The sequence below is a fragment of the Agrobacterium sp. LEGMi-208b genome (assembly GCF_059511785.1).
Window position 1 is genome coordinate 890,638 of sequence record NZ_CM183445.1, and the last position, 16,759, is coordinate 907,396.

20 protein-coding genes are annotated in these 16,759 nt (G+C 60.8%); 12 read left to right on the forward strand and 8 right to left on the reverse strand.

All coding sequences use genetic code 11. The features are described 5' to 3' along the window. Positions 1 to 72 precede the first annotated feature (72 nt). The 4 genes from groES to AC5YUO_RS04465 all read left to right on the forward strand — a co-directional run bounded on the left by groES (position 73) and on the right by AC5YUO_RS04465 (position 3,785). Complete coding sequence (gene groES / locus AC5YUO_RS04450) at positions 73 to 369, forward strand: co-chaperone GroES (protein ID WP_003494080.1); 297 nt, start codon at positions 73 to 75, stop codon at positions 367 to 369. Between the two features lie 74 nt (positions 370 to 443). Next, positions 444 to 2,078: a chaperonin GroEL gene (gene groL / locus AC5YUO_RS04455; protein ID WP_063947704.1), complete on the forward strand. Its 1,635-nt coding sequence runs from the start codon at positions 444 to 446 to the stop codon at positions 2,076 to 2,078. 670 nt (positions 2,079 to 2,748) lie between these two features. Next, positions 2,749 to 3,183: a hypothetical protein gene (locus tag AC5YUO_RS04460; RefSeq protein WP_496154389.1), complete on the forward strand. Its 435-nt coding sequence runs from the start codon at positions 2,749 to 2,751 to the stop codon at positions 3,181 to 3,183. A gap of 155 nt (positions 3,184 to 3,338) precedes the next feature. Beyond that, positions 3,339 to 3,785, forward strand: a complete 447-nt coding sequence (locus AC5YUO_RS04465) for a DoxX family protein (protein ID WP_400820253.1) — start codon at positions 3,339 to 3,341, stop codon at positions 3,783 to 3,785. Positions 3,786 to 3,848: 63 nt separating this feature from the next. Here the strand turns inward: AC5YUO_RS04465 and hisG are convergent, their stop codons facing one another. From hisG to hisS, 4 genes are read right to left on the reverse strand one after another with little or no spacing between them, the layout of a single operon-like run. Then, complete coding sequence (gene hisG, locus AC5YUO_RS04470) at positions 3,849 to 4,541, reverse strand: ATP phosphoribosyltransferase (RefSeq protein WP_496154390.1); 693 nt, start codon at positions 4,539 to 4,541, stop codon at positions 3,849 to 3,851. After that, positions 4,538 to 5,665 carry an ATP phosphoribosyltransferase regulatory subunit gene (locus tag AC5YUO_RS04475; RefSeq protein ID WP_496154391.1) on the reverse strand — a complete coding sequence of 376 codons (1,128 nt, stop codon included), beginning with the start codon at positions 5,663 to 5,665 and terminating at the stop codon, positions 4,538 to 4,540. Before AC5YUO_RS04475 ends, hisG begins: the two co-directional genes overlap by 4 nt. A 16-nt stretch (positions 5,666 to 5,681) precedes the next feature. Then, positions 5,682 to 6,050, reverse strand: a complete 369-nt coding sequence (locus AC5YUO_RS04480) for a VOC family protein (RefSeq protein ID WP_496154392.1) — start codon at positions 6,048 to 6,050, stop codon at positions 5,682 to 5,684. A gap of 4 nt (positions 6,051 to 6,054) precedes the next feature. Next, the gene (hisS, locus tag AC5YUO_RS04485) at positions 6,055 to 7,578 is read right to left on the reverse strand and encodes a histidine--tRNA ligase (RefSeq protein ID WP_496154393.1); all 1,524 of its coding nucleotides are present in this window, start codon (positions 7,576 to 7,578) and stop codon (positions 6,055 to 6,057) included. A gap of 156 nt (positions 7,579 to 7,734) precedes the next feature. On the opposite strand from hisS, the gene relB reads away from it, so the two are divergent. Genes relB through copM form a run of 5 tightly spaced genes read left to right on the forward strand, consistent with a single transcriptional unit; the run spans position 7,735 to position 9,858 of the window. Further along, positions 7,735 to 7,962: a type II toxin-antitoxin system RelB family antitoxin gene (gene relB, locus AC5YUO_RS04490; RefSeq protein WP_496154394.1), complete on the forward strand. Its 228-nt coding sequence runs from the start codon at positions 7,735 to 7,737 to the stop codon at positions 7,960 to 7,962. Next, positions 7,946 to 8,215, forward strand: a complete 270-nt coding sequence (locus AC5YUO_RS04495; protein ID WP_496154395.1) for a type II toxin-antitoxin system RelE family toxin — start codon at positions 7,946 to 7,948, stop codon at positions 8,213 to 8,215. Before relB ends, AC5YUO_RS04495 begins: the two co-directional genes overlap by 17 nt. A 6-nt stretch (positions 8,216 to 8,221) precedes the next feature. Next, positions 8,222 to 8,986 carry a hypothetical protein gene (locus AC5YUO_RS04500; protein WP_496154396.1) on the forward strand — a complete coding sequence of 255 codons (765 nt, stop codon included), beginning with the start codon at positions 8,222 to 8,224 and terminating at the stop codon, positions 8,984 to 8,986. 41 nt (positions 8,987 to 9,027) lie between these two features. After that, on the forward strand, positions 9,028 to 9,426 hold the full coding sequence (locus AC5YUO_RS04505; RefSeq protein WP_496154397.1) for a hypothetical protein: 399 nt from the start codon (positions 9,028 to 9,030) through the stop codon (positions 9,424 to 9,426). Positions 9,427 to 9,483: 57 nt separating this feature from the next. After that, positions 9,484 to 9,858 carry a CopM family metallochaperone gene (gene copM / locus AC5YUO_RS04510; RefSeq protein ID WP_496154398.1) on the forward strand — a complete coding sequence of 125 codons (375 nt, stop codon included), beginning with the start codon at positions 9,484 to 9,486 and terminating at the stop codon, positions 9,856 to 9,858. 294 nt (positions 9,859 to 10,152) lie between these two features. On the opposite strand, the gene AC5YUO_RS04515 is transcribed toward copM, so the two are convergent. Further along, the gene (locus AC5YUO_RS04515; protein WP_496154399.1) at positions 10,153 to 11,070 is read right to left on the reverse strand and encodes a LysR family transcriptional regulator; all 918 of its coding nucleotides are present in this window, start codon (positions 11,068 to 11,070) and stop codon (positions 10,153 to 10,155) included. Positions 11,071 to 11,151: 81 nt separating this feature from the next. On the opposite strand from AC5YUO_RS04515, the gene AC5YUO_RS04520 reads away from it, so the two are divergent. Then, entirely contained in the window at positions 11,152 to 12,195 is a 1,044-nt protein-coding gene (locus AC5YUO_RS04520; RefSeq protein WP_496154400.1) for a YeiH family protein, read from the forward strand. Between the two features lie 13 nt (positions 12,196 to 12,208). On the opposite strand, the gene AC5YUO_RS04525 is transcribed toward AC5YUO_RS04520, so the two are convergent. Both AC5YUO_RS04525 and AC5YUO_RS04530 read right to left on the reverse strand, forming a co-directional pair. After that, on the reverse strand, positions 12,209 to 12,652 hold the full coding sequence (locus AC5YUO_RS04525; RefSeq protein ID WP_496154401.1) for a hypothetical protein: 444 nt from the start codon (positions 12,650 to 12,652) through the stop codon (positions 12,209 to 12,211). Further along, positions 12,649 to 13,278, reverse strand: coding sequence for a DNA-3-methyladenine glycosylase I (locus AC5YUO_RS04530; RefSeq protein WP_496154402.1), 630 nt, complete (start codon positions 13,276 to 13,278; stop codon positions 12,649 to 12,651). Before AC5YUO_RS04530 ends, AC5YUO_RS04525 begins: the two co-directional genes overlap by 4 nt. Positions 13,279 to 13,514: 236 nt before the next feature. Here AC5YUO_RS04530 and AC5YUO_RS04535 point away from each other — a divergent pair, with 236 nt between their 5' ends. Then, positions 13,515 to 14,291: a L,D-transpeptidase gene (locus AC5YUO_RS04535; RefSeq protein ID WP_496154403.1), complete on the forward strand. Its 777-nt coding sequence runs from the start codon at positions 13,515 to 13,517 to the stop codon at positions 14,289 to 14,291. Positions 14,292 to 14,554: 263 nt separating this feature from the next. Next, positions 14,555 to 15,214 carry an outer membrane beta-barrel protein gene (locus tag AC5YUO_RS04540; RefSeq protein ID WP_400820283.1) on the forward strand — a complete coding sequence of 220 codons (660 nt, stop codon included), beginning with the start codon at positions 14,555 to 14,557 and terminating at the stop codon, positions 15,212 to 15,214. A 242-nt stretch (positions 15,215 to 15,456) separates the two neighbouring features. Here AC5YUO_RS04540 and glcF read toward each other — a convergent pair whose 3' ends face one another. Further along, on the reverse strand, positions 15,457 to 16,758 hold the full coding sequence (glcF, locus tag AC5YUO_RS04545) for a glycolate oxidase subunit GlcF (RefSeq protein ID WP_496154404.1): 1,302 nt from the start codon (positions 16,756 to 16,758) through the stop codon (positions 15,457 to 15,459). Between the last annotated feature and the right edge of the window lies 1 nt (position 16,759).

Genomic DNA, 16,759 nt, shown 5'->3' on the forward strand with positions numbered 1-16,759 from the left:
TGAACGAGAGTGCTAACACCCATCAGGCGAGTTCCAAAAGCTCGCGCAGTCATTTGATCGAGGGATTAGGCAATGACAAGCACCAATTTCCGCCCGCTTCACGATCGCGTCGTCGTTCGTCGCGTTGAATCCGAAGCAAAGACCAAGGGCGGCATCATCATTCCCGATACCGCCAAGGAAAAGCCGCAGGAAGGCGAAATCGTCGCCGTCGGTTCCGGCGCACGTGACGAGGCCGGCAAGGTCGTCGCTCTCGACGTCAAGGTTGGCGATCGCGTTCTGTTCGGCAAGTGGTCGGGCACCGAAGTCAAGCTCGACGGCGAAGACCTTCTGATCATGAAGGAAGCCGACATCATGGGCATCATCGGCTGATTTCGGTCGACCCACCGTTTCCTTAAATTTCAAGCCGGACCCGGTCCGGCCATTCGAAACCAGGAGTTTTGAACATGGCAGCCAAAGAAGTAAAATTCGGCCGCACAGCGCGCGAAAAGATGCTCAAGGGCGTCGACGTTCTTGCTGATGCAGTGAAGGTAACCCTCGGCCCGAAGGGTCGTAACGTCGTTATCGACAAGTCCTTCGGCGCTCCGCGCATCACCAAGGACGGCGTTTCCGTCGCCAAGGAAATCGAACTGGAAGACAAGTTCGAGAACATGGGCGCACAGCTCGTTCGCGAAGTTGCCTCCAAGACCAACGACATCGCCGGTGACGGCACTACCACCGCGACCGTTCTGGCCCAGGCCATCGTTCGCGAAGGTTCCAAGGCAGTTGCTGCCGGCATGAACCCGATGGACCTGAAGCGCGGTATCGATCTGGCCGTTGCCGAAGTCGTCAAGGACCTTCAGGCCAAGGCCAAGAAGATCAACACCTCTGAAGAAGTTGCGCAGGTCGGCACGATCTCCGCAAACGGCGAGCGTCAGATCGGCCTCGACATTGCTGAAGCAATGCAGAAGGTTGGCAACGAAGGCGTCATCACCGTCGAAGAAGCCAAGACCGCCGAAACCGAACTCGAAGTCGTCGAAGGCATGCAGTTCGACCGCGGCTATCTGTCGCCCTACTTCGTGACCAACCCGGAAAAGATGGTTGCGGACCTCGAAGACGCATACATCCTCCTGCACGAAAAGAAGCTCTCGAACCTCCAGGCCATGCTGCCGGTTCTCGAAGCTGTCGTTCAGACCGGCAAGCCGCTCGTCATCATCGCTGAAGACGTCGAAGGCGAAGCTCTCGCAACGCTCGTCGTCAACAAGCTGCGTGGCGGCCTCAAGATCGCTGCCGTCAAGGCTCCGGGCTTCGGCGACCGCCGCAAGGCCATGCTGGAAGACATCGCCATCCTGACCGGTGGTACCGTCATTTCCGAAGACCTCGGCATCAAGCTCGAAAACGTGACCCTCGACATGCTCGGCAAGTCGAAGAAGGTTTCGATCTCCAAGGAAAACACCACGATCGTTGACGGCGCCGGCCAGAAGTCCGACATCGAAGGCCGTGTTGCCCAGATCAAGGCCCAGATCGAAGAAACCACCTCCGACTACGACCGCGAAAAGCTGCAGGAACGTCTTGCCAAGCTCGCTGGCGGCGTTGCCGTTATCCGCGTCGGCGGTTCGACGGAAGTCGAAGTGAAGGAAAAGAAGGACCGCATCGACGACGCCCTCAACGCGACGCGCGCTGCCGTTCAGGAAGGCATCGTACCGGGCGGCGGCGTTGCCCTGCTGCGTTCGTCCACGAAGATCACCGCAAAGGGTGAAAACGACGACCAGGAAGCCGGTATCAACATCATCCGCCGCGCCCTGCAGGCTCTGGTTCGCCAGATCGCAGATAACGCAGGTGACGAAGCTTCCATCGTTGTCGGCAAGATCCTCGAGAAGAACGAAGACAACTACGGCTACAACGCCCAGACCGGCGAATATGGCGACCTGATCCAGCTCGGCATCGTCGACCCGGTCAAGGTTGTCCGCACGGCTCTGCAGAACGCAGCTTCGGTTGCTTCGCTGCTGATCACCACCGAAGCCATGATCGCCGAGCTTCCGAAGAAGGACGCTCCGATGCCGGCAATGCCGGGCGGCGGCATGGGCGGCATGGACTTCTAATCAGTCCTGTCACCGGAATTAAGAAAGGGCGGTCTTCGGATCGCCCTTTTTCGTTTGCCGCCCATGCGTTTCGAGTGGTCCGGCGTCGCAAGCGCGCCAGACGAGCGGCATGGACTTCCAATCAGTCCTGTCACTGGAATGAGGAAAGGGCGGTCTTCGGATCGCCCTTTTTCTTTGCCGCCCATGCGTGATTGACGAAGGGTACGCATTTTATCGGCATTTCGGCGATAGATACGTCAAGAAATCAACAGGTTGCATAATCCTGAAGGCGAAAACCGACCTGTTCAAAATATTGTCCCGTTTTGAGACGTTTATGATTTTATCCGGCTATTTTTCCCGCCCCATGCAATAATGGAACATTCCCTGAGCGAATCACCACCCCGTACGGGGCCGATTTTCACTCGGGCCGGCTTATAAGTGCGCTATTTAGTTGTGACTATTCCATTGCCTCGCGATTTTGAAGAGGAAATACATAATATTTTTGATTTTCTCACTGGATGGTTGTTGTAGGTAGGGGAAAATAAACTATAAGTCAGCGCCCATAAGGGTTCCGCGACGGGACGGTGAGCATTGAAGGGGTTTCGATGCTTGGCAAACACGTTCGACTGCGGATGGCGGCAAAGGTTCAACCTGGCAGCGGCGCTTGAAATGGCGGCGCTGGCACGTGTTCATGCGGGGGCGCGATTTGTTTGAAATATCAAGACTCAACGATGCTTTACCTGCGGCAGCGACGGCCACGCCCGATCCCCGGACCCTGTCGCATTTCTTCATTTCGGAGGAATGGAGCAGCGATCTTTCGAGTGGTGTGATCCGGCTCGGCGAACACGCGTCATTCATGCACGGCCTGCCGCCGGGCGAGTGCGGATTGCTGAGCCTTGTCCGCTGTTACGACCGCGCTGACCATGCGCGCGTGCTGGAACTTTTCGAGCAGGTCTCCACCGCCCCCTCACGCTTCTGTTTTTCCACCGGCCTCTCCATCTTGCCGGCGATGCGGCAGCCGGTCATCTGCATGGGTGAATCTGCCGGCTTCGAAGACGGCCAGCAAGGGCAGATAACCGGGCTTTTCCTGTTTCCGCGTTTGGAAGATATTCGCTTCGCCGCCTAGACATCATCAGACGGCACCGATGATCGTTCACAAAGCGAAGACAATTTGTCTTCTATTGTTCATCTTTATGAGGGAATGATTTTCAGTCATTGCTATCTCCAGACTTTGCCTCGCAGCTCAACCGGCGACACGCCGATTATTTACCGGAGATATCCATGTCCAGCAGCCAGAACGTTCTCGTTCTCATCGCCCGCATCCTGCTTTCCTTCATCTTCATCTCGTCTGGCTTCAGCAAGCTTGTCGATCCGGCCGGCACGGCCGGCATGATCGCCGGCGCCGGCCTGCCTGCCGCAACCGCACTTGCCTATATCGCAGGCCTGTTCGAACTCGTCGCCGGTCTTGCCATTCTCGCTGGTTTCCAGACCAAAATCGCCGCCTGGGCGCTTGCCGTCTTCTGCGTCTTCACCGGTCTGGTTTTCCACAGCGGTACCGTTGCCGTTCCCGGCTGGCCTGAGCCGGCTCTTGGCTGGATCAACACGCTGAACGGCATCATGATGGTGAAGAACATCACCCTTGCCGGCGCTTACATCCTGCTTGCCGCCTTCGGCCCCGGCGCCTATTCCGTCGACGCCAGGCGCGGCGCGGCTGTGGCCCACGCATAAGCCAACAAATTGACCAACAAAAAAGCCGCCGGATCACTCCGGCGGCTTTTTTGTTTTCTATCGTCAGACCGCCGCCCTTACGCGCGACGCGATTTCCTGAACCGCCGCATCGCCTTCGTGTTCCGGCTTGCGGGCGCGGACAAAGCAGGCTTCCGATCGGACGATAATGCCATCGGAGAGGATTTTCAGGTGGTTGGCTTTCAGCGTCGAGCCGGTTGAGGTGATATCGACAATGATATCCGCCTGCCCCGCCGCCGGCGCACCTTCGGTGGCGCCAAGGCTCTCGACGATGCGGTAAAGCTGAATGCCGTGCTGGCGCGAAAAGAACTGTTGCGTCAGCCGCCAATATTTGGTGGCGATGGCCAACCGGCGGCCATGGCGGGCGCGGAATTCCGAGGCCACGTCGCCGAGATCGGCCATGCTGTCCACATCGAGCCAGATTTCCGGCACGGCAACCACGACGTCCGCATGGCCGAAACCGAGGCGGGCGCAGAATTCCACCTGCGCATCGGCATTGGTCAGCCCTTCGCGCACCAGATCCTCACCCGTCACGCCGAAATCCACCGTGCCGGCCCCAATCTCGCGGGCGATCTCGGAGGCGGACAGATAGGCGATCTCGATATCGTCGCGCCCTTCGATACGGCCGCGATAGGAGCGATCATTGCCGACGGCCGCAACCTTCAGCCCGGCGCGTTCCAGAACGGCGGAGGCGTCTTCCTTCATCCGGCCCTTGGAGGGCAATGCAATAGTGATCATGGCTTGTCGCTCCCGCGCACCGCTTCGATGCGATCCAGCCAGAGCGAGAAGCCCACGGCCGGGATTTTTTCCTGTGCGCCGAGCAGGGTCAGCAGCCGGTCGAAACGGCCGCCGCCAGCCAGCACGCTGTCTGCGCCCGCTTCCACCACCTCGAAGACAAGGCCGGTATAATAATCGAGCGGACGGCCGAAGGCAGCGCCATAGGTGACGGTTTCGAGGTCGACGCCCGCATTGGCAAGGGCTGCGACACGCTTGTCGAAGGCGGAAAGCGCGCCGTCCAGCTTCAGCTTCGCCTTTGCGGCAAAGTCGGCAAGAACCTGTGAAGCCTCTGGCAGCGGCGCCTTCAAGGCCAGGAACTGCTTGAGCAGCGCAAAGCTCTCATCCGGCAGGCGGGTGGCGGCAAGCGCGAGCTTTTCCCTGAGACGACGGGCGATTTCCTGCGGCGAGCGGCTGGCATTGGTGGAATAGCCGGTTTCCTGCATCACCGTATCGAGATAATCGACCAGCACCGCCTCGTCGCCCGTCGCCAGAAGGCCGGCGACCCGCGCGTCGAGGCCGGTCATGGGCTTGGGATGCACCAGGCTTTCCAGCAGCGCGTCGAGCTGCGCCATATCGCCGAAAGCCTGCACCAGCCGCTTCTGCCAGCCGAGCGGCAGGCCAAGCGCTGCGACGACGGCCTCGAACACCTGCTGGTCACCCAGCGTGACCGCAAGCGAGCGGCCGGGCAGCAGGCGCTTCAGGATCGCTGTCGCATCGATGACGGCACGAGCATCGGCGGCGGCGATATCGGTATCGCCAAGATCCTCGATGCCAGCCTGGTAAAATTCGCTCGCGCCCTCCCGCCGCTGGCGGAAGACTTCACCGAGATAGGAATAACGTTTCGGCGTGCCGGTCGCCGTCTCGATATGGCGCAGACAGACGGGAATGGTGAATTCGGGGCGCAGGCAGAGGCTTGTCCCGGTCTCGCTTTCCGTCATGAAGATACGGCGGCGCAGATCTTCGCCGGCCATATCCAGAAAGGGTTCGGCGGGCTGGATGACGGGCGTGTTCACGCGGCTCGTGCGGCGCGCGGCGAATTCTTCCAGTAGCTCTCCGGCAAATTCCGGCATGTCGATCAGGGGCATGGAACGGTACTTTTCGTCACGGTTCGAGCGGCTGCATCATTTCGATGCGGTTTCCGAAGGGATCATGGACATAAAACCGGTGATACCCTTCCAGCGGCTCATCCTCAACCACATGGCAGCCTGCTGTTTCAAGTGTTTTTCGCAAGCTTGCCAGATCATCGACCAGAAAGGCCGGATGGGCTTTGCGCGCCGGCCGGAAATCCTGCTCGACGCCGAGATGCAGTTTTATCGGGCCGCAGGCAAACCAGCAGCCGCCGCGCGTGGCCAGATTGACGGGTTTGGCCTGCTCCGCAAAACCGAGCAGGCCGCCGTAAAAGGCGCGTGCTTCCTCTTCCCGGCCAGCCGGCATCGCCAGTTGAACATGGTCGAGCGCAAGGATCGCCATGGCCTCAGCGCCCTTCGGCGGCGCGGCGAACGTCCTCTGCCTGATGCTCCAGAATCTCGCGGACCTTCGCCACCAGTTCGGCCTCCGGCACGCTGACCTGCGCCACACGCGCCTCGCGCCAGCTGGCATTGTCCTCGATTTCGCCGGAGAGGCGCTTGCCCTCGATCAGGTCCTTGATCTGCACGACACCTTCGGCGCGCTCGTCACCGCCCTGGATGATGGCGATGGGAGAGCCGAGGCGGTCGGCATATTTCAGCTGATTGCCGAATTTCTTCCAGTTGCCCTGGTACATTTCGGCGCGGATGCCTTCGGCGCGCAGCGCCTGGGTGAAGCACTGGTAACGGCCCATGCTCTCCACATCGCCGTCCATGACGGTGATAAGAACGGGTGCGAGCGGCTTGACCTGACCGAGCTTGCCGAGGTTCTTGAGCGCCGTCATCAGGCGCGAAACGCCGATGGATATGCCCGTGGCCGGAACCGGCTGGCCCATGAAGCGCGAAACGAGACCATCGTAACGGCCGCCACCGCCGACCGAACCGAACACGACCTTTTCGCCCTTTTCATTGGTGACATCGAAAGTCAGCTCGGCCTCGAAGACCGAACCCGTATAATATTCAAGGCCGCGCACGACGGAGGGGTCGATCTTGATACGTGTCGCATCGTAACCGGCACTGGAGACCAAAGCGCCGATGGTATTCAGTTCATCAACGCCTTCCTCGCCCCTCGCCGTACCCGCAACCAGCTTCGCGAGATCATCGGCGCTGTCGGCGTAGTTCTTGATACCAACGAAAAACAGAACCTTTTCGATCTGCTCGTCACCGAGGCCTGCACCCTTGGTGAAATCGCCCGATTCATCCTTGCGGCCGGGACCAAGCAGCAGCTTCACACCCTCCGGGCCAAACTTGTCGAGCTTGTCGATGGCCCGCAGGACGCTAAGGCGGCGACCGGCATTATCCTCGCCGCCGAGGCCGATGGCTTCCATGACGCCATCAAGCACCTTGCGGTTGTTGACGCGGATGACATAGTCGCCGCGGCTAACACCGAGCGCTTCCATGGTATCGGCCATCATCATGCACATTTCGGCATCGGCCTGCACGCCGGCGGCACCCACCGTATCGGCATCGAACTGCATGAACTGCCGGAAGCGGCCGGGGCCGGGCTTTTCATTGCGGAACACGTAACCGGCGCGATAGGTGCGATAGGGCAGCTGGATTTCGTTGAAGTTTTCCGCGACATGGCGGGCGAGCGGCGCGGTAAGATCGTAGCGCAGGCTCATCCATTGCTCGTCATCATCCTGCAGCGAGAACACACCCTCATTGGGGCGATCGCTGTCGGGCAGGAACTTGCCGAGCGCGTCGGTATATTCGAACAGGGGGGTCTCAACCGGATCGAAGCCGTAAAGCTCGTAGACCCTGCGGATCTTCTCGATCATCTCGTTGGTGGCGTGAATATCGGCAACCGAGCGATCCACGAAGCCGCGCGGCAGGCGGGCTTTCAGTTTCTGAGGCTTTTTTGCTTTTTCGCTCATGGGGCCGATCCGATATTTTCCTGAAATTATGCGGGTGTATTAGAGGATGAAGCCCGGTGCGGCAAGCCGCAAAGCCTCCGCTTTTGCTGGCTCGCTGGGCCGGACGGTGCTATATGGGATACGTGTATCCCATTTATACCCGGAAGGACGCGACCCATGAGCAAACAGACGGCCATTCGCCTGCCGGACGAGACCTACCAGCGGCTGAAGGCGCTTTCCGAGCGCACCGGCCGCACATCGGCTTTTTATATCCGCGAGGCGATCGAGAAACATATCGAGGATATGGAGGATCTCTATCTTGCCGAGGAGGCGACGCGGCGCATTCAGCGTGGTGAATCGAAGATCGTAAGCGCCGAGGAGTTCTGGCGTGATCTGGACAATTGAATATCACACGCTTGTCCAGAAAGAGATGCGCAAGATAAATCCGGAAACGCGTCGGCGAATCCGGAGTTTTCTCCATGAACGATTGGCGGCGCTGGATGACCCGCGCCAGACAGGTGCCGCCCTGCAGGGCTCCGAGCTTGGAAATTTCTGGCGCTACCGGGTGGGAGATTACCGCATCATCTGCGATATACAGGACCACAAGCTGGTCGTTCTGGTGGTCGAAATCGGCCATCGCCGCGATATTTACCGATAGGCATTCATGATCCTCGAAGCCCTGCAATATGCCGCCACACGCGCGGTCACGCCGAAAGAATTCCGGCCGCATATCCGCTATTCCGTCAACCTGTGGGCGCGCGCCAACCGCTGCGCCGGGGCATGGGCGGAACATGAGGACAACAGCCGGCAATTTGTGCTGCAATCGGCCAGAAAGCTGAAGCAGCGACGAACGGCCGTGGTGCTGGGGTCCGGCCTTTTGCGCGACGTGCCCCATGATGCGCTGGTGGCGATGTTCGATACCGTCGTGCTGGTCGATCTGGTGCATCTCGCCAGCATGCAGGCGAAGCTGCGCCTCAATGCCAAAAAGAACGTCCGCATCGCCAATCGCGATCTTTCCGGCTTCGACGACGTTCTCGCCGGCCGGCCGGCGGAACCGCTCGATTTCCTGCGGCGGGTGCCCTATCTCGATCTTGTGGTTTCGGCCAATCTGCTGTCGCAGATCGGCACCGGCGCACGCCACCGGCTGGAGCGGGAAAAGATCGCAGATGCCCCGGACGATCTTTTGCCGAAACTCATTCACATTCATCTGGAAGCACTGGCTGGCCTGCCCTGCAAGGCCTGCCTGATAACGGATACCTCTTTCGACGTCATCGGCAAGGATGGCAAGCTGCTGCAGCACGAAGACCTGCTGCATGGCATCAAGCCTCCTGCGCCCGCCGCCGCATGGGAATGGCCGCTCGCCCCGTTTGGCGAGGAAAGCAGGGATTATCGTATCGTGCACCACGTCATTGCGCGCGAACTGACCTGATCGTCATGCTTATTCCATAATTCCAGCAGTAAATTCACGCCATGTCCCAAGTGGTCCGCACATTGATGTTCCTTGCCTGCCTGCTATATGGCGCAATGCCGGCGCAGATGGCGATGAGCATGCCAACAGCCACGGGCATGGCGGCCTCCTCGCAGCCGCCGATGAAGCATGGAGGTGCCCATTCACATCGAGCCGCTGATCGGGACGAAGGGTCGCAAGCACATGCGGAGAATGGGGCTCATAAGGAGGGCACGGGCGGTTGCTGCCCGCATGGTGGCGATGCCGCACATCCCGGTTCCTGCGCCGCCTGCCTGATCGTAGTTCCGCGAACCATTTTCGCCGATAGCGGCCGGATGGCTTTCGCCTATCCGAAGCCGCAGCGCGGCATCGTCTTTGACGGCAAGGCTTTCGCGCCGCCGCTGCCGCCTCCCCGCGCCTGACCCCAGATTTTTCAGACCCATCATCGAAAAATCCGTCAGACACAGGAAGGATAATCCATGTCTATCAAGACCATCACGCTGGCTGCCGCCTTCGCAACCGTCTTCGCCATGCCGCTTTTCGCACAGGAAGCGGGTGGCCATGCCGGACACGACATGTCCAAGAGCGCAGCAGGCGAAACCGCATCCACCAAGGCCTTCATGGACGCCAGCAAGAAGATGCATGGCGATATGGCCATCGACTATAGCGGCGATGCCGATGTCGATTTCGTGCGCGGCATGATCCCGCATCACCAGGGCGCGATCGATATGGCCAAGGTCCAGCTCGAATATGGCAAGGACCCGGAAATCCGCAAGCTGGCCGAAGAGGTCATCAAGGCACAGGAAGGCGAGATCGCCATGATGAAGGCCTGGCTGAAGTCCAAGGGCAAGTGATTAATGCTGACGAAGGAGAAGCACTGGCTGTGGTGCTTCTCCGATGTTGAGACCTGTTTCTTCTCCCCGCCGGGGAGAAGATGGCCCGAAGGGTCGGATGAGGGGGCTAGCTCGCGATCTATCGCTGACATCGCCCCCTCATCCCGCTGCCGCGGACTTCTCCCCCTCGGGGAGAAGAAACAAGCGGCAGCGCTTCGCTTCATCTGCGACGGCGTTGCGTGAGGGTGAGACGACGTCGGATAGGGAATTGTTTGGCACGCTCACCAGCGCCAATCGTTCCACGCTCCGCTCACCCTACAACCCCGCAAGACCAGCCTTGTAATCCTCCGACGCCGCGCGGCTGAGGCGTTCCAGTTCCATGGCCGCCCGGCTGGTATGGCGCTCCTTGTGGCGTAACAGGGCAAAACTGCGCGCCGGCAGATCGATGCCGGCTCGGACAAGCAGCCCCTGCCGCAGAAACAGCGAAGCCACGGAGGCCGAGACCGCCGTGGCCGCACCACCGGAGCGTGCCGCCATCACCACCGCCTCGTTGGACGGCAGTTCCAGCATGACGGAAAGCTCCCCGGGGTCCACCCCCATCTGCCGCACCGCCGCCTCGAAGGCGGAGCGGGTGCCGGAGCCCTGTTCGCGCAATACCCATGAGGTGCCATAGAGCATATCGAGCGCGGTGAGATAACGGCCATCGGCGAAAGGGTGGGCCGAACCGGTGACGACCAGCAGCTTGTCGGACACGACGGGCTGCACCATCAAAGCCGGCTCATCGATCCTGCCTTCGATGAAACCGACCTCCGCCAGACCGTCCAGCACCGCCTGCGTCACCGTCTTGGTGTTGCCGATATCGAGCCGGACGGTCACACCGGGATAAAGCTTCTTGAACTGCATCAGGATCGGCGGCAACCAGTAGCTCGCAATCGTCTGGCTGGCGCAGACGGTGATTTCGCCGCGCGTCAGCCCGCCCATTTCAGAGAGAATCAATTCCGCATTGCGTACACGCGCCAGCGTCGCCTTGGCTTCGCCCAGAAACGCCCTGCCACTTTCGGTCAGCTCGATGTTGCGGCCGACGCGATGGAACAGTTCGACATTATAAAAGGCCTCGAGATTCTTGATGGCGGAGCTGACGGCGGAGGCGGTCAGACCGATGGCTTCGGCGGCCCTTGTGAGATGTTCGCGTTCGGCGACGGCGATGAAGATGCGGAGTTGTTCGAAGGTCATGGCTTTTCATTCGATTTTATCGAATAATATATGCCATATTATTTGATAGAATAAAACAGGCGGCTACGGCATTGTCTGGCCATGGCACACCATCGCACCCTCACCCATCCCTTTCATTTTTCGCTCCGCTGGCTGACCCCGCTTCTGCCGGGAATCCTCATCTGCGCGGCGGTCAGCTGCGCCGCCATCCTGGCGGAGCGTTTTCAGGTGCGGCTTGCAGGCCACGCATGGCTTGGTGATCTTGTGCTCGCCATTCTGATCGGCACGCTGCTTCGTTCGCTGGTCTCGCTTCCCGCCGTCGCTTCGGCCGGCATCAGGTTCAGCGCCAAGACCCTGCTCGAAATCGCGGTGGCGCTTCTCGGCGCATCGCTCAGCCTTTCGATTCTCAAGGGTGCGGGCGGTTTGCTGATCGGCGGAATCGCACTGATCGTCGCGCTGTCGCTGGTCGTCAGCTATGCCGCCGGGCGGATGCTTGGCCTGCCGCCCAAGCTTGCGACGCTGATCGCCTGTGGCAATTCCATCTGCGGCAACTCCGCCATTGCCGCCGCAGCACCCGCCATCGGCGCCAAGCCGGAAGATGTCGCCGCCTCGATTGCCTTCACCGCGGTTCTTGGCGTCGCCGCCGTGCTGCTGATGCCGTTTCTGCCGCAGCTCCTCGGTCTCGACGCCACACAATATGGCATCTTCGCCGGCCTGACGGTCTATGCGGTACCGCAGGTTCTGGCCGCCACCGCCCCGCTCGGCGCAATCGCCGTGCAGACCGGCACAATCGTCAAGCTCATCCGCGTGCTGATGCTGGGGCCGGTCATCGCCGCCCTCTCCGTCATCCACGGCCGGTCCGACAGGGGACGACTGAAGCTGCAGCAGATGGTTCCGTGGTTCATCATCGGCTTCGTGCTGATGATCATGGCCCGGTCCTTCGGCCTCATTCCCGAGGCTCTGATCGGCCCCGTCGCCACGCTCTCCAACATCCTCACCATCATGTCGATGGCGGCGCTGGGCCTCTCGGTCGATATTCGCAGCCTGCGCCATGCCGGCGGCAAGGTCATCGTCGCCGCCAGCCTGTCGCTCGTGCTGCTTGGTGTTCTGAGTTTCGGCCTGATCCTGTTGACACAGACGGCCTGAACCTTGCGGCTCGTTATTTTCCGGTGCTGACCGTCAGCGTGTAATGCGCGCCGAGCCCACGGCGCGGCGATCCCAGAATGAGCGTCGGGCGGATCAGCCATTCCGTATCCGCCTTCGGCGTCAGGGTTGCGATCTTGCCCTCGGAATCGCTGAAGAAGATCGCATCCTCATCCGGCGTCGAAAAATCGAAGACCGCCATCAGCACGAATTCGCTGGAGGCGGCAAGCTCGATCTTCACCGTCTGCCCGGCCTTCACCTTCAGGCGATAGACATCGCCGCGCCCGCGCCGCGTCCAGCCGTCAAGCTTCAGCGGCCCGGCCGGCGGCAGCGCCACCTGCTTCAGCCTTTCGCCGTCATCGAGCCAGATGCCATCGACATTGCGGCCTTCCGCGAAGGAAGAATGCGGCACGGCGGCCACGGCCATGGTGAGCGCCAGAAGAAGGGAGGTTACCTTCATGGACGTACAAACTCCCGCCGCATGGCCTCTATCGGCTGGCGGCAATGACAGCCTTCAATATGGTCGTTGACCATACCCATGGCCTGCATGAATGCATAGACGGTCGTCGGGCCGACGAAACTCCAGCCCCGCTTTTTCAAATCCTTCGAAAGACGGATGGAGGCGGCGCTGGTGGGGTTGGCCCTTAACGTCGCATAGTCCAGCCTTTGCGGCCTTTCTGCGGCGGCGGGTTCGAAACCCCAGAAATAACGGGCGAGCGAACCGAATTCATCGCGCAGCGCCATGGCGCGGCGGGCATTGTTGATGGTCGAAACGATCTTGCCGCGATGGCGGATGATGCCCTTGTCGGCAAGGCAGCGCTCGATATCGGCCTCGCCGAACTCCGCCACTTTTTCGAATTCGAAATTGGCGAAGGCGAGACGGAAGGCCTCGCGCTTGCGCAGAACCGTCAGCCAGGAAAGGCCGGACTGGAAACCTTCCAGACAGATCTTCTCGAAAAGGCGGCGATCGTCGGTGACGGGATAACCCCATTCCTCGTCGTGATAACGGCTGTAATCCGCAAGCCCCTGCTGCCAGAAACACCGCACCAGGCCATCCGCGCCCGTTTCAAGTCCCGCTTCATTCATTCCGCAACCACCCTTTTTCGCTCCCGCCCGTGACCGGTTCGGACCGCGCGCTTACCACTCATTCACCACGTTTCAAAACCGGGTGCTAACCTTAAATCCAGCTTTCCCTAATCAAGCGCTTTTTAATGAACAGCCATTTACGATTCGCTGGCGTCGAGGTGCGAACGTGTCCGGCAAAGCGGGCGAACAGTCCCGCAAATCCATAGTTGCGATATCCCGCAGAGAGAGTCCACCCGATGACGATGAAGTCCGTTTTTCTGGCGCTGAGCCTCGTTTCCACCTTTGCCGCCCCGGCCGCGATGGCCAATGAGCGCTATCGCGAGCGCCCGCCCGTCGTCGTCAGCCCGGATCTTTCCGCGCCCTGGGTAACCCAGCTCGGTGGCCGCGGCAATGTTCGGCCCGTGGTCTATCCGCGCGCGCCTGCCGCACGCCAGCCATTCTTCCAGCAGCGCCAGGCCGCCATGCCGCAGCGCCCCAGCTCCGGCGTCACATCGCAGCGCCCGGCACGGGTGCAGAATGCCGCCGTCCGCCCGAATGCGCCGGTGCGCACCCAGATCGCGCCGCAATTCCTGCCGCAGATCGTCACCTACCCGACCAATGAAAAACCCGGCACCATCGTCATCGATACGCCGAACCGTTTCCTCTATCTCGTGCTGGCTGACGGCAAGGCCCGGCGTTATGGCGTCGGCGTCGGCAAGCCCGGTTTCGAATGGGCCGGAACCCACAAGGTGACCCGCAAGGCGGAATGGCCGAGCTGGACCCCGCCCAAGGAAATGATCACCCGCGAGGCGGCCAAGGGCCACTACCTGCCGGCCTTCATGGAAGGCGGCCCCGCCAACCCGATGGGCGCGCGCGCCATGTATCTCGGCTCGACGCTCTATCGCATCCACGGCACCAACCAGCCCTGGACGATCGGCAGCAACAATTCCTCCGGCTGCATCCGCATGCGCAACGAGGATGTCACCGATCTTTACGAGCGCGTAAACGTCGGAACCAGGGTCATTGTGATATGACGGCAACGGTTCAGTCTTTCCGGCCGCTTCAGGGCCGGTGTGGCGGCGTATCCGCTTGAATTGCCGCCTTGCGGCGGTACAATCCGGCTCAATTCAGTGCAATGAGACTTGGCGGGGGACGCCAGGCGCCGGACCTCTCTCAGGGGGATGATGGAACGGCCTTAAAACGGGTGGTCAATCGACCGCCCGTTTTTCGTTTCTGTCATTCAAATGTTATCAAAAAACGGTTTGGTGAATTACCGATATCAATCTGGATTCACTTCATGCCGCGCCACGTTTCCTTTGTCTGCGCCCTGCTCTTCAGCGGCGTTTCCTTTTCCGCCGCAATCGCGGGCGAATTTGAAATTTCCGGTTATGGCGGCTGGCAAAGCGCGCCGCACAGCGATGTGACGGTTTCCGATGGGCCGGATTTCCGCGCCGGATGGGAAGGCAAGTCCTTTTCCAACCCGCCCTACTGGGGCGTGCGCGGCACCTACTGGTTCGATGAGGGTCAGCTCAGGAATTTCGGTATCTCGCTCGATTTTACCCATGACAAGGTCTATGCCGACGACCAGACGCTCGCCCGCTCCGGCTGGTCGCATTTCGAATTCACCGACGGCCTGAACCTTTTGACGCTGAACGCGCTCTACCGTTTTCCGCTGGAATCGCTGCCGATCACCCCTTATGTGGGCGCCGGCGTCGGCATCAACGTGCCGCATGTGGAAGTGTACCGTCCCTCGGGCAGAACCTTCGAATACCAGTTCGGCGGCGCGACCCTGCAGGCGCAGGCCGGCATCAGCTACCGCATCACCGACAACTGGTCGACCTTCGTGGAATATAAGGGCACCTATTCCTTTATCGACGTGGATATCGACAATGGCGCCTCGTTGAAGACGGATGTCATCACCAATGCGGTGAATTTTGGCGTGGCGTATAAGTTCTAATATCGGGCCGGAAAATCGAGGACGCTTTCCGACAGGGTGCCGGATAAACGCACAACCTCATTCCTGTGCTTGTCACAGGAATCCAGCCGACGCGCGTCTGCGCGGCGGAAAGACTCCTCTCAGCCCAAGGACTTGGGCTGGCTGGATCCCTGTGACAAGCACAGGGATGAGGGAAAGGGAGCGGACAAGGCACCGGTCCGGACCTTTTGTGTCGTGTGCATGGCGCGAAAGTGCACCACGTCCTAAACCGAAAGCCTCGCCGGCTTCGGCCCGCCATAGGCCCAGTCGAGAAGTTCCACCGTATGCAGGATCGGCATATCCGTGCCGGTTCCGATCTGCGTGATGCAGCCGATATTGCCCGTGGCGATGACATCCGCCCGGGTAGCCTCGATATTCTTCACCTTGCGCGCCTTGAGCTTGGCGGAAATCTCCGGCTGCAGGATGTTATAGGTGCCGGCCGAACCGCAGCAGAGGTGCCCTTCGGCCGGATCGCGCACGGTAAAACCCGCCGCCTTCAGCAGCTGTTTCGGCGCAAGCGTGATCTTCTGGCCGTGCTGCATGGAACAGGCCGAGTGATAGGCAACCGTCAGGCCCTGGCTTTGCCTTTGCGGCAGATCGAGCGTGGCGAGATATTCGGTGACGTCCTTTGCAAGTGCCGAGACCCGCGCGGCCTTTTCCGCATAGGCCGGATCGAGCCGCAGCATATGACCGTAATCCTTGATGGTGGTGCCGCAGCCGGACGCGGTGATGATGATGGCGTGGAGACCGCCGCTCTCCATCTCGCGTGTCCAGACGTCGACATTACGCCGGGCCGAGGCGAGCGCCTCATCCTCGCGGCCCATATGATGCACCAGAGAACCGCAGCACCCCTCCCCCTTCGGCACGACGACCTCGATGCCGAGCCGCGCAAGGAGCCGCAGCGTCGCCTCGTTGATACCGGGGTCGAGCACCGGCTGGGCGCAACCGGTGAGGATGGCGACACGTCCGCGCTTTTCGCCCTCGGCCGGTCTTTGTCCGGGATGGGTGGAAGCGGAGGCCGGAGGCACGGCGGCGGGGGCGAGAGCGAGCATGGATTGCAGCGGCTTCAGCGCCGGAACCCTGGCAAGCAGACCCGAGAAAGGCCGCGCCAGCCGGGCCAGATGCAGGGCCAGCCGGAAACGGGCGGGATGCGGCAGAACCGCGACCAGAAGATTGCGGATCAGCCGGTCCATAAAGGGGCGCTTATAGGTCTGTTCGATATGGGCGCGGGCATGATCGACCAGATGCATGTAATCCACGCCCGAGGGACAGGTGGTGGTGCAGGCAAGGCAGGAAAGACAGCGGTCGATATGGGTGACGACCTCACGGTCGGCCGGGCGGCTGTTTTCCAGCATGTCCTTGATGAGGTAGATGCGGCCGCGCGGGCTGTCCAGTTCGTTGCCGAGCGTGACATAGGTGGGACAGGTGGCGGTGCAGAAGCCGCAATGCACACATTTGCGCAGGATTTTTTCGGATTCCGCCACATGCGGATCGGCCAGCTGTTCGGGCGTGAAGGATGTTTGCATG